This is a genomic window from Streptomyces sp. NPDC050535 (assembly GCF_044457665.1).
Lineage (GTDB): Bacteria > Actinomycetota > Actinomycetes > Streptomycetales > Streptomycetaceae > Streptomyces.
This window is the reverse complement of the sequence record NZ_JBITHE010000015.1, coordinates 96,107-107,424: the sequence shown is the minus strand read 5'-3', so window position 1 is coordinate 107,424 and position 11,318 is coordinate 96,107. Positions and strand designations below refer to the sequence as shown.

Sequence of the window (11,318 nt, the reverse complement as noted above, 5' to 3'; positions counted from 1 at the left end):
ACATTAAGGGGTTTGCCCGGAGATAGTGGACGACAATAGGTCAATGGTTCACCTCGGCCGTGCCGCGCGCGCCTCGTCGGGGATGGCGTATCCGGAGACAGAGGGCCATCGCAAGGTCATGACCACGGAGTCGTCCTCGGCGAACCAGGAGTGATCCACCCCCTGGCCCCAGACGACGTAGTCGCCCTGTCGCTCCAGCAGCACGCTGCGGCCGGGGAACTCCATACGGAAGCGTCCTGTGATGAGAACCAGCAGAGCTGTCCGTACCTCGCCCTGCACCCACTGTGCTCGTTGCTCACCGCGTGGATGGACACCCCATTTGACCTCGACGGCGTCACTGTGTCGGGGATCGCCCTGCTCCTTGAAGTGCCCGAGCAGCCATCCCTGGTTCCCTGCCGCGTCGCTGCCCGCATTGCCTACGTACACGCCGTCATCCATGAACCCGAACGGTAGCAACCGAGGGTGCGGTGTCAGCCGCAGCGCGGTCAACTGCGGGGCCATGGTCCCCACATGGCGAAGCCCCGGACGGGTTCACCCCGCCCGGGGTCCCCTCGCCCGGATCGGTCCGGGCACTGCGGGCCGGCCTCGTTCACCGCGACGCGTCGACCAACCAGCGTGCGGCCACCTCCGCTCCGTCGGTGCGGAGCCGGCTTCCCAGCGACTTCGCGCGCGCCCGGGTCTCGGGTGCCAGAGCAGCCTTGAGCGCGATGCCCAGGGATTCGACGGTCGTGGTCGGAGCGTCGAGGGCCGCACCGAGGCCCAATGCCGCCACCTGGCCGGCCCAGTACGGGTTGTCCGACAGCCGGAGCGGTATCACCACCTGCGGCGCGCCCGCTCGGGCCGCCGTCAGCGTCGTACCCGCGCCGCCGTGGTGGACCACAGCGGCCACCTTGCCGAACAGGTTCTGATGGTTGGCCTCGCCGATGGCGAAGCAGTCGTCCCCGCCGTCGATGAGATCCAGGTCGGCCCAACCGCGGGACACGAGCACGCGGTGCCCCTGTGCGCGGATCGCCTCGACGGCCATGCCGCCGATGCCTTCGGCCGGGGACATGCTGCCGAAGCCCACATAGACCGGCGGGGTGCCCGCGTCCAGGAACCCCGCCAGGTCCGCCGGGAGGGGTCGTTCGTCCGCGAGGGTCCACGCGCCTGGCTGTACGACGTCGAGGCCTGGGGTCTCCCGCCACGATCCCAGGATTGGGTCCGCCGCCAACCATGGATGGTCGGTGAGGATGTGATCGCGCACGTTGTCCACCGTCGGCAGGCCGAGCGCCACCCGGTGACCGTTGAGTGCCTCGCCGAACTGCGCGTCGACGTTCTGGGCGTCCAACTCCCACAGTGTCCGGTTGTCGGCGGCCTCGGGCTCCGGCCAGCCCGGCCGCGGCGGTGGCGCGTGGTACGGCGACGGCAGGTGGACCGCCGCATAGCTCACGTACACGTAGGAGATACCCGCGGCCTCGGCCACGGATCGCGCGGCGACCTGCCCCAGACCTGCCGCCACCACCACGTCACATCCGTCGAACGCCGCAGGGAAGGCGTCGAACTGCGTCTCGACCAACTCGTTCCTGTAGCGGGCCAGGTCCGTCGCCGAGGGCAGGGTCTTCCCGCGCATCAACTCCCTGACAGGTAGCCCGACCGGCACCAGCTGCACCCCGATACCCGCGAGCCGCTCGGCGAACTCCTCGTCCGGCGGGGCGCACATCCGCACTTCCGCGCCGAGCGCCCGTAGCCGTACCGCGAGTGCCACCAGCGGTTCGACGTCGCCACGTGTCCCGTATGTAGACAACAGCACCCGCATTCAGCGTCCTCTTTCGTCGGGTCTTCCATGCGTTTCTGTCGTTTCCGCCCAGGCTCTGGGGTGTTGGCGGGCGGCGGCGACACGTCGATCGTCGGAAATGATCGGCAGCAGTGTAGGTCGCGTGTCGGCCAGGGTAGGCGATGGTCGCCTCGCATCCTCGCGCCTGGTTGCGATGGTCAACTCGGCTATTTCGCAGCAGACTTGTGCCATCGGGAGGTATCGGGAACAGTCAGCGCGGTGGCTACGGTGCGCGTGGGGCTGGAGGTTCAGCTTCGGTCGGCTCTGGGCAGTCTGTGCTCGGCGAGGTGTGCAAGTTCCCCCATCGTCCACACGACCGGAGTGCCACTCGATGCAGAGTTCGTCCACACCCGTACCTGATGTTTCGGTCATCCTGCCCTGTGCGGGATACGGATCACGTTTCGGGGCGCCCTACCCGAAGGAGTTGCACTGTCTGGCTCCTGGGGTCACCGTGCTGGACCGCAGCCTGGAAGCCGTCGTCGAACTCGCCAAGAGCGGACTCAATGTGCGCCTGGTCGTCGTGTTCGGAACGCACAAGCTGGAGACGGTAAGTTATCTCGTTCGCTATGCCGACACCTTTCAGATGGTCTTCGTCTACCAGGACGAGTCGGTCGGACCTGGTCTCGACGGGGCCATCCGGTCCGCCCTGCCGATGACACAGGGGCCCGTGGCCCTCGTGCTTCCCGACATCGTTGTCGTGGGGTCGGACACGCCCGGCAAGCTCCTTGACGCCTTACGGCAGGTGGAGGTGGCGGGCTGGAGCGTAGTGGCCGCCAAGGAACGGGATCACGACATTCTCCGGCAGATGGGCGCGTTGGCCGTGACCGAGACGGAAGGCGTTCTGACCGTGGGGGCGGCCACCGACAAGCCTGCGGATCCCTCGGGATTCAACGCGTTCTGGGGCATGGTGGCCGTCACCGAGACCGAGGCGCACAAGCTGCCCGACGTCGTGGGCATAGGAACGACCAACCCGTTGGCCGGTGCGGTCGCTCTCATGGTGGAGGGGATCGTCAACTACAACACGCCCGCGGGCTGACTTCCTGCGCGTCGACGCGTTCGTGCGCGGTGGGCACGGCGCACGCGCGATGTCCTGAGCGGCTTCTCCGCGAAGGGGCGTCCAGCAGAGGGATCGCCTTCATGTCTGCACGGCCGGTCCCCTCCCGCACCGTCCTCCCCGGCGAGCAGGTCCAGGGCGGTCCGGCCGCGGTCGGGCAGTAGCTGTTGCGGCCGTCCCGTCGGCCGTACGCGAGCGGGCCCCGCGTCTGCGCACACCTAGTCCGCGAGAAGCCGGGTGAGGGCGACCCGGGAGCGGACTCCGAGTTGGGTGAAGACGTTCCGCAGGTGGTACTCGACCGTGCGTGTGCTGATCGAGAGCTGCCGGGCCACCTCGCGGTTCGTGGCGCCTCCGGCGACGGAGCGGGCGATGCGCAACTGCTGGGGAGTGAGCAGGCTCAGTGGTCCGGGTCCGGGTGTGCCGGCGGGCGGCGCCTCACCCGCCGCACGCAGTTCCGCGCGGGCGTGGTCGGTCCATACGTCCGCGCCGCTCTGCTCGAACCCCATGACGGCGGAGCGCAGTTGGACCCTGGCCTCGCCGGGTCGGCGCCTGCGCCTCAGCCACATCCCGTACGCGAGATGCGTCCGGGCGTGTTCGTAGGGGCCGTTGGCCTTCTCGTGCCGCGCGAGGGCCTCGGCGAACAGTTCCTCGCTCCGCTCGTCACCCGCCACGAGCGCCCGGCAGCGCGACAGCAGCGCCGGCGCCTGCGGGTCGGCACCCATGGCCGCCCAGACGGCGTACTGGTCGATCACCTCTCCCGCTTCGACGTCGTGACCCGCGAGCACGGCGGCTTCGACGTAGCAGGGAACCGTCATCACCCACAGTCCGAAATGCCCTTGCCGCGGGCCGCTGTGGACGAGCGGGGCGAGCCGTGCGGCGGCATGCTCCGCATTGCCGTTCCCGAGGTCGGCGCGGGCCTGTGCCCACTCCGCGAGCGTGCTCGTCTGACTGAGTCCGTGGGCGTGGGCGGTGCGCAGTGCCGCCTGGGCGTGCGTGGCGACAGTCGCCGCCCCGCCCGCGATCGAGGCGGCCAGCGCCAGCACGGCCGACAGCCCTGCCGCCACGTTCCGCTGCCCGTGCTCGCCCACCGCCTCCAGGCCGGCCTCGGCGTGTACGCGGGCCTGGTGGTAGCTGCCCTCCCGCAGTTCGGCGTACGCGAGATGCTCCAGGACGCGGGGAACGAGAGCCGTCGCTCCGTCGGCACGGGCGGTGGCCAGCGCGACGCCGAGCACATGGCGTGCCGTCGCGAGGTCGCCCAGCATGAGCGCGATCGTGCCGGCCGACATCAAGCCCGGTACCTCGGTCTGAGCCGTCAGCACGCCGAGTACGGGACGGAGGAGGGCGTTGGCGCGGTGGAAGTCCCCGTCCACCAGGCAGCGCATGCCGTCGCGGTAGGTCCGCCAGAGGGTGTCGGCCGGGCCGCGGTCATCCGCGTCGTGCACGACAGCGCTTCGGGGCCCGAGGGGGGTGCACAGCTCGTCGAGAGCTCTGCGGTAGCCGTCACGATCACCGCCTGCCCAAGCCGCGAGCGTGGCGTGCACGCAGGCCGTGCGTGAGCGGGCGGGGTCGGCCGTACGCAGGGTCGTGGAGGTGAGCAGCAGCAGGTTGTACGCGTCGGAGACCGGGCCGTCCCGCAGCAGCAGGAGACCTTGGCTCATCTCCGCGTGCGCCTGCGGGAGTTCGTCGCCGACAGGGGGAGTGGCCCGGTGGTCGGAGTCCTCCCGGGTCGCTTCATGGCCCACGTGCACCACCGTTCCCTGTGGCCTCGCTGTGCCGAGCGTAGCGAGCGACGGATCTGCTCGGGCGCGATTCCCCGTATTGCTCGACCTGCCGTTCGGCAAGAGGTTGACCGGTGGGCGACTGGTGATTCCACTGATACGCACGGGGCGCGGCGCTTCCTACGTTGCTGTTGCGCTCGACGAACAGGTCCGAACGGATGCCTCGGGAGCGCTCGTACCACCGCTCAGGAAAGAGGTACTCCCATGTCTCACCGCGCATCACGCCGTCGGCTCACGATCGTGTCCGTGGCCGCCGCAGGTGCTCTCGGCGCCGCCGGACTCACGCTCCTGCCGTCGATGGCCTCCGCCGCCCCGTGCTCCGACGTCGAGGTCGTCTTCGCACGCGGCTCCGGCGAGGCCCCGGGGCTCGGCATCACGGGAGCACCGCTGGTGCGGAACATCAAGAGCGGGCTGCCCGGCAAGACGGTCACCTCCCACGCCGTCGACTACGCGGCGAACTTCTCGCAGACCAGCGCCGGACCGGGCGCCACAGAGATGACGGACCACGTCCGGTCCACCGCCGCGAACTGCCCGAACACCTCGTTCGTTCTCGGCGGCTACTCCCAGGGCGCCAGCGTCACCGACATCGCCCTCGGTATCCGTACGACGCTGGGCAGGGGCCGGACCATCCCCACCGACCTGGCTCCCAAGGTCAAGGCCGTCGTGGTCTTCGGCAACCCGCTGCGGCTGTCGGGGCGGACCATCAACTCGGCCGGCGGGCTCTACGGCGCGAAGGCGAAGGAATTCTGCAACACCGGCGACCCGGTGTGCGGCAACGGCCGCAATACGGCGGCACACCTCACCTACCACGTCAACGGCAGCGTACAGACGGGGGCGCGCTTCGCCGTCGACAAGATCAACCTCGGCTGAGCCGGATCGGGCCGCCCCGCTCCACGCGGGCGGCCCGACGGCGGGACCACGCCAGTACGGTGCGATGTACCGCGAACTGACATGGTTCAGTTCCTGATTTCCTGGGGTTGCCACCTCTCACGGTTCTCCAGGGCCCCGGGGAGAGTCACGTTCGTCCGGTTTGGTCGAGGGATTCCGTGGAGGGTGAGGGCGGCTTCGGGGTGGGTGTCCAGGATTCCGGGTCAAGGCCCACGGCAGGGTGATCCTTCCCGTTGTTCACCTGGACTGTTGGACGGCGTCGATGTTTCCGACGAATTCGAGAATGACCTTCGCCAACTCGTCGGGGGCCTCCATCGCGGCATAGTGGCCTACGCCGTCGAGTGATACCGAGTCCACTTCGGTGGCCGTGGCCTGGGACATGGTGCCGGCCGTGAAGGGACCTCCGCCCGCGCCGACCGCGAGTACGGGCACGTTCAGGCCGTGTGTGTCGGCGAGAACCTTGATTTCGGGGCCCTCCCGCAGCATCGACTGGTAGAGGCCGATCGCTCCGCGCCAGCCGTCGGGGCGCGCGTAGGTGCGGGCGAACTCCTCGATGTCGGCGTCAGTGATCGCTCCGGGAGTCGTGCTCAAGGCGGGGAATGCGAACTGTCCGAGGAATTCGCGCTCGCGGCCTGCCAGGAGCATCTCGGGGATGCCGGGGGCGGCGAGAACGCCGATGTGCCAGGCTCCGCCGTGGGTGACGTCGGCCAGCATTTCGAGGCCGAACCCCGGCAGGCCCATCTCGATCGCGGTGAAACTGAGGACGTTCTGCGGGTGGGTGGTCGCCAGGCGGAAGACGGTCGCCCCGCTGATGTCCTGCCCGGTGAGGTGGACCGGGCCGACGTCGAGATGTTCGATGAGGAGGTGCAGGTCCTCGGCCGAGGTCGTGCTGTCGTACTGACCAGGTCCGTTGTCGGAGTCGCCGAAGCCGCGCAGGTCGACGGCGAAGACTCGGTGGGTCTGCGCAAGGAGCGGGATGAGCTTGTGAAAAGTCCACCAGGTCTCGGGAAACCCGTGGACCAGGAGGACCGGCGATCCGCTGGTTCCCGCCGCCGCGTAGTGCAACCGGGTTCCGTTGACCTCCGCGCGGTGGTGCGTGATCCCCGGAAGTGTGCGGCCAGTAGGCATGGCGTCCATTGCTTCTCCTCATTTCGACAACCTTGTTGTCCATGACGTTAGACAACAAGGTTGTCGTTGTCCAGCTCGTGGCCGTATTCTTCTTCCATGTCACGATCCGGCGCTGATCTCGCACTGCTCCTGCTCGGAGGCTTCCGCTCGCTGGTGGACGCCGCGACCGCCGAACTGGCCCGCCGCGGCTACGAGGACGTGCGTCCCGTCCACGACTTCGCCATGCGGGCCATCACCGCCGGTGCGGACAACGCTTCAGAACTGGGCCGACGCCTGTCGGTCTCCAAGCAGGCAGCGGCGAAAACCATCGCGGTGCTGCAGGAACGCGGATACGTGGCACGCGACACGGACCCCCTGGACGCCCGCCGCAAACGCCTTCAGGTCACCGCACTCGGCTTCGAGGTGCTGCGACAGGGTGAAGCGATCTTCGACGAGTTGCGCGACCAGTGGGAGCGGCAGATCGGCTCTGCCGAACTCGCGAGCCTTGAGACGCACTTGGCGGCGCTGCTTGGCGCCCAGCCCGTGCGCCTGGACGCACCCGGCTGGATCGCGCAAGACCTCGGCGAGTCGGTGTAGCCGGGAACCGTCGGTCTACCGCCCGCAGGCATCCAAAGTGGAGTGACTTGCCGCGTCCGGATCTCGCCCCTGAGGCATAACCGTGCGCACCGCACCGCCCGAGGCGAACGTCACCCAAGCGCCAACGCTCCCTGGGACGGTCCTCTCCTGACGACCTATGCCGGTTCCGACGGGGTGGCATGCACACCAGCCCTGGATGGCAACAGGAAGGTGATGCGTGCCTGCGCGTGGATCCGGACCAGTTGTCAGGGCGCGGTAATCCGTTCGCCGACTGCACACCCGTCCTCCGCCGCCGTCCCCGCCGGTCAAAGGCGGAGGCGGGGCGGGGCGATCGCGAGGGGCAGGTTCCCGTTCAGGGATACGAGACCACCGTGGACGGCACCGTGGACGTGCCCGATGTGGGTGCCCCGATGTCGTTGACGACGTGGGCGTACTGACCCGCACCGCCGAGCGAGACGGCGAGGAGGTGGTGCAAAGCGGCCGTCGCCGAACTGCGCCGACTCCTGCTGCCGGAACACCTCGTCCAGCTCGGCCTGGATCCCGGCGATGGACGGGTCGAAGACGATCACGTTCGGGCCGAGGTCGCCGCCGCCGGGAAGGGCACGGGCGGCTTTCGTCGCCGTGGAGGCGGCCGACGCGGATGAGGACAGTCCGGACAGAGCGGAACCGGTCGCCACGGCGGCTGCGGCACCGAGAACGGTTCGACGGCCCACGGAGGGGTGGGAGTTGGGGGGGATCCATCGGGGAAGCGGGCATGAGGGCGGCTCTCCCGGTTCAGGAAACGAACGGCGGGGGAGTGGGGGAGCGCTCTCTCGCCGTTGCATGCTTCATCCGTGTGAACCGCGCGTCAAGAGTTGCGACCGGAGTCAAGGAGGTTGTGACTCACCACCCAGTAAGTCCTGCAACTACAGGCGCATTTGACGGTCTTTCACCCACCTGATGGCCGATCTTCCGCTCGGTGGCGTGTTCAAGAGGTATTCGAGAGAAACCCAGCCGCCCCTTCCGTCGGATCCCTTGACACTCTTGCACCCCGCCTCAACACTCCGTCACGGGAGAGCGCTCTCCCATTGATCTCCCGCTTCCGCGGCTCCGTCTCATGGGCCGCCCCCACACACGCAGTTCCCCCATCGACGTCTTCAGGAGGTCTCCATGCCACGGAGATCGCGGATCGTCTCAGGAACCCTGATCGCCGGCGCCCTACTGCTGACCTCGCTCGGTCTGGGCGGTGTCGCGGCCACCGCCGGCACTTCCACACCGCCGAACGATGCGACAGCGGCGTCCACCGCCCAGCACGCGGGCCACACCATGGCGGTGTCGACCGCCGCCTCCCCGGAGGACCCCGACGGTGACGGCTACATCCCCGCGAACCCGCCGGTGACCGGCGTTCAGCCGTCCACGAACGAACCGCCCCACCGCTACTTCCACGAGTTCCAGGCCAACTGTTCGGTGAGCCACACCAAGCCGGACGACCCGATCGTCTACCCGCAGCAGCCGGGCAAGTCCCACGACCACACCTTCATGGGCAACCGGTCGACGAACGCGAACAGCACGACGGACTCGCTCGGCGGGGCCACCACCACCTGCAACGCGCCCGGTGACAGGTCGGGCTACTGGATGCCCACCCTCTTCAAGGGGGACCAGCCCGTACGGCCCGTCGGCCCGCAGGTCATCTACTACAAGGCGGGCGTCACCGACTACACGAGCGTGCGTCCCTTCCCCAAGGGGCTGCGGTTCCTCGTGGGTAGCCCGACCCAGACCCGTGAGGAGTTCCGCGGTCACCGCGGCTTCGTCGAGGGCTGGGAGTGCGGCGACAGCTTCTTCAACGTCGACTTCCCGGCAAACTGCCCCAGCCGTCCGGACGTTCAGCTCAACATCCGTTTCCAGGCGCCCAGTTGCTGGGACGGCCGGTATCTGGACACACCGGACCACAAGAGCCACATGGCCTATCCCGTGGTCAATCCCGGAACGAACAACAACATCTGCCCCGCGAGCCACCCGGTCGCCCTGCCGATGGTCGAGTTCAAGATGGCGTTCCCCGTCAACGGCGATCTCTCCCAGGTGAGGCTGGCCAGCGGACCGAGCTGGTCGTTCCACTACGACTTCTTCAACGCCTGGGACGCGCCCACCCTCAACGCGCTGGTCGGTCACTGTCTCGTCGGCGGCCTGCAGTGCGACGCGCGCGGCTACGACCAGACACACCCCGAAGCCGGGGCGGCGCTCAACGAGAACTACGAGCTTCCCTGAACCGGGGCGGCCGGGCCGGAACACCCCGCCACGGCCCGGCCGCCTCCTCCACCCCCACATCGGAGACCCCGCATGAGCCCACCTCGTACCCGCACGCGCCGCATCGCGGCGCCTCTCACCGCAGGGCTGCTGGCCGCCGGCGCCCTCTCCTTGCCCGCGCAGCAGGCACACGCCGCCGGCAGCGTCGTCAGGGTGACCGGCTCCCAGGGCGACTGGCAGCTGACCGTGGACGGCAGCCCGTACCAGGTCAAGGGCCTGACCTGGGGCCCGGCGGTGGCCGACGCCGGCCGGTACATGCCCGACGTCAGATCCATGGGTGTCAACACCATCCGCACCTGGGGCACCGACGCCTCCAGCAGGGCCCTGTTCGACTCCGCTGCCGCCAACGGCATCAAGGTCGTCGCCGGGTTCTGGCTGCAGCCCGGCGGTGGTCCGGGCAGCGGCGGCTGTGTGAACTACCTGACGGACACCGCGTACAAGAACCAGATGCTCGACGAGTTCCCGAAGTGGGTCCAGGAGTACAAGGACCACCCCGGTGTGCTGATGTGGAACGTCGGCAACGAGTCGGTGCTCGGCCTGCAGAACTGCTACAGCGGCGACGAGCTCGAACGGCAGCGCAACGCCTACACCACCTTCGTCAACGACGTCACGAAGAAGATCCACGCGGTCGACACCAACCATCCGGTCACCTCGACCGACGCGTGGGTGGGCGCATGGCCCTACTACAAGAGGAACGCACCCGACCTCGACCTGTACGCGGTCAACGCCTACAACGCCGTGTGCGACATCAAGTCGGCCTGGGAGCAGGGTGGTTACACCAAGCCTTACATCGTCACCGAGAGCGGCCCAGCGGGCGAGTGGGAGGTGCCCGACGACGCCAACGGCGTCCCCCGGGAGCCCACCGACCAGGCCAAGGCCGAGGGGTACACCAGGGCATGGGGCTGTGTCACCGGGCACCGGGGTGTCGCGCTCGGCGCCACGATGTTCCACTACGGCACCGAGTACGACTTCGGCGGTATCTGGTTCAACCTGCTGCCCGCCGGACAGAAGCGGCTGTCGTACTACGCGGTGAAGCGGGCGTACGGCACCGACACCTCGCGCGACAACACTCCGCCGGTCGTCTCCGCTCTGTCCGTCGAGGGCGACGCGGGCAACGTGCAGGCGGGGCGTGACCTCACGCTGTCGGTCAGGGCGAGCGACCCGGACGGGGACGTGATCTCGTACGAGGTCCTGGAAAACAGCAATTACGTCGACCAGAGCAAGCAGCTGACGCCACGGCCGCACACCGACCTCGGTGGTGGTCGGTTGAGAGTCACCGCACCGGACCGGCCGGGTGTCTGGAAGATCTACGTCAAGGCCACGGACGGCAGGGGCAACGTCGGCGTCGAGACGCGCTCCGTCCGGGTGGTGCCGCCGATCGTCGACGGGACCAACCTCGCCCTGGGCAGGCCGGCGACCGCCTCCTCGTACCAGACGGGCGGCGGCGACTGCCCCTGCACCGCCGCGGGTGCCGTGGACGGGAAGAACGACACCCGCTGGGCCAGTGACTGGAGCGATCCGCAGTGGCTGCGGGTCGACCTCGGTACGCGCAGCACGTTCAGGCACGTGCAACTGGTCTGGGAGACCTCGTACGCCAAGGCGTACACGATCCAGACGTCCGACGACGGTCAGAACTGGCAGACCCTGCGCGAGGTGACCGACGGCAATGGCGGGGTCGACGACTTCGACCTCTCGGGCACCGCTCGCTACGTCCGCGTCAACGGCACCGCACGCGGTACCGGATGGGGCTACTCCCTCTACGAGTTCGGCGTCTACAACTGACCTGCGGACGGCCGGC

The 11,318-nt window shown here is 68.7% G+C and carries 9 protein-coding genes and 1 pseudogene; 5 read left to right on the top strand and 5 right to left on the bottom strand.

Annotated features, from left to right (window positions below; all coding sequences use genetic code 11):
- Positions 1 to 48: 48 nt before the first annotated feature.
- Positions 49 to 438 (bottom strand): signal peptidase I, encoded by a 390-nt coding sequence (locus ACIBLC_RS29125; RefSeq protein ID WP_399214249.1) that lies wholly within the window; start codon positions 436 to 438, stop codon positions 49 to 51.
- A 151-nt stretch (positions 439 to 589) separates the two neighbouring features.
- Positions 590 to 1,795, bottom strand: a complete 1,206-nt coding sequence (locus tag ACIBLC_RS29120) for a glycosyltransferase (RefSeq protein WP_399214248.1) — start codon at positions 1,793 to 1,795, stop codon at positions 590 to 592.
- Between the two features lie 97 nt (positions 1,796 to 1,892).
- Between ACIBLC_RS29120 and ACIBLC_RS29115 the strand changes: the two genes are divergently transcribed.
- Positions 1,893 to 2,849: an NTP transferase domain-containing protein gene (locus tag ACIBLC_RS29115; protein ID WP_399214247.1), complete on the top strand. Its 957-nt coding sequence runs from the start codon at positions 1,893 to 1,895 to the stop codon at positions 2,847 to 2,849.
- A gap of 236 nt (positions 2,850 to 3,085) precedes the next feature.
- Here ACIBLC_RS29115 and ACIBLC_RS29110 read toward each other — a convergent pair whose 3' ends face one another.
- Positions 3,086 to 4,609: a LuxR C-terminal-related transcriptional regulator gene (locus ACIBLC_RS29110; protein ID WP_399214245.1), complete on the bottom strand. Its 1,524-nt coding sequence runs from the start codon at positions 4,607 to 4,609 to the stop codon at positions 3,086 to 3,088.
- Between the two features lie 282 nt (positions 4,610 to 4,891).
- Between ACIBLC_RS29110 and ACIBLC_RS29105 the strand changes: the two genes are divergently transcribed.
- A complete protein-coding gene (locus tag ACIBLC_RS29105) occupies positions 4,892 to 5,515 on the top strand; it encodes a cutinase family protein (RefSeq protein WP_399214244.1) in 624 nt (207 codons plus the stop codon).
- A 255-nt stretch (positions 5,516 to 5,770) separates the two neighbouring features.
- Here the strand turns inward: ACIBLC_RS29105 and ACIBLC_RS29100 are convergent, their stop codons facing one another.
- The gene (locus ACIBLC_RS29100; RefSeq protein ID WP_399214243.1) at positions 5,771 to 6,670 is read right to left on the bottom strand and encodes an alpha/beta fold hydrolase; all 900 of its coding nucleotides are present in this window, start codon (positions 6,668 to 6,670) and stop codon (positions 5,771 to 5,773) included.
- Between the two features lie 87 nt (positions 6,671 to 6,757).
- Here ACIBLC_RS29100 and ACIBLC_RS29095 point away from each other — a divergent pair, with 87 nt between their 5' ends.
- On the top strand, positions 6,758 to 7,237 hold the full coding sequence (locus ACIBLC_RS29095; protein ID WP_399214242.1) for a MarR family winged helix-turn-helix transcriptional regulator: 480 nt from the start codon (positions 6,758 to 6,760) through the stop codon (positions 7,235 to 7,237).
- Between the two features lie 470 nt (positions 7,238 to 7,707).
- Here the strand turns inward: ACIBLC_RS29095 and ACIBLC_RS29090 are convergent.
- Positions 7,708 to 8,061: pseudogene (locus tag ACIBLC_RS29090) on the bottom strand (hypothetical protein); the annotation flags it as partial.
- Positions 8,062 to 8,386: 325 nt separating this feature from the next.
- Here ACIBLC_RS29090 and ACIBLC_RS29085 point away from each other — a divergent pair.
- Both ACIBLC_RS29085 and ACIBLC_RS29080 read left to right on the top strand, forming a co-directional pair.
- A complete protein-coding gene (locus tag ACIBLC_RS29085) occupies positions 8,387 to 9,481 on the top strand; it encodes a DUF1996 domain-containing protein (RefSeq protein WP_399214241.1) in 1,095 nt (364 codons plus the stop codon).
- 72 nt (positions 9,482 to 9,553) lie between these two features.
- Entirely contained in the window at positions 9,554 to 11,302 is a 1,749-nt protein-coding gene (locus ACIBLC_RS29080; protein ID WP_399214240.1) for a discoidin domain-containing protein, read from the top strand.
- Positions 11,303 to 11,318 lie beyond the last annotated feature (16 nt).

Bases quoted from the DNA above. Each gene is read 5' to 3' on its own strand.
- ACIBLC_RS29125 (WP_399214249.1), bottom strand. From the start codon at position 438: ATGGATGACGGCGTGTACGTAGGCAATGCGGGCAGCGACGCGGCAGGG.
- ACIBLC_RS29120 (WP_399214248.1), bottom strand. From the start codon at position 1,795: ATGCGGGTGCTGTTGTCTACATACGGGACACGTGGCGACGTCGAACCG.
- ACIBLC_RS29115 (WP_399214247.1), top strand. From the start codon at position 1,893: ATGATCGGCAGCAGTGTAGGTCGCGTGTCGGCCAGGGTAGGCGATGGT.
- ACIBLC_RS29100 (WP_399214243.1), bottom strand. From the start codon at position 6,670: ATGGACGCCATGCCTACTGGCCGCACACTTCCGGGGATCACGCACCAC.
- ACIBLC_RS29095 (WP_399214242.1), top strand. From the start codon at position 6,758: ATGTCACGATCCGGCGCTGATCTCGCACTGCTCCTGCTCGGAGGCTTC.
- ACIBLC_RS29085 (WP_399214241.1), top strand. From the start codon at position 8,387: ATGCCACGGAGATCGCGGATCGTCTCAGGAACCCTGATCGCCGGCGCC.
- ACIBLC_RS29080 (WP_399214240.1), top strand. From the start codon at position 9,554: ATGAGCCCACCTCGTACCCGCACGCGCCGCATCGCGGCGCCTCTCACC.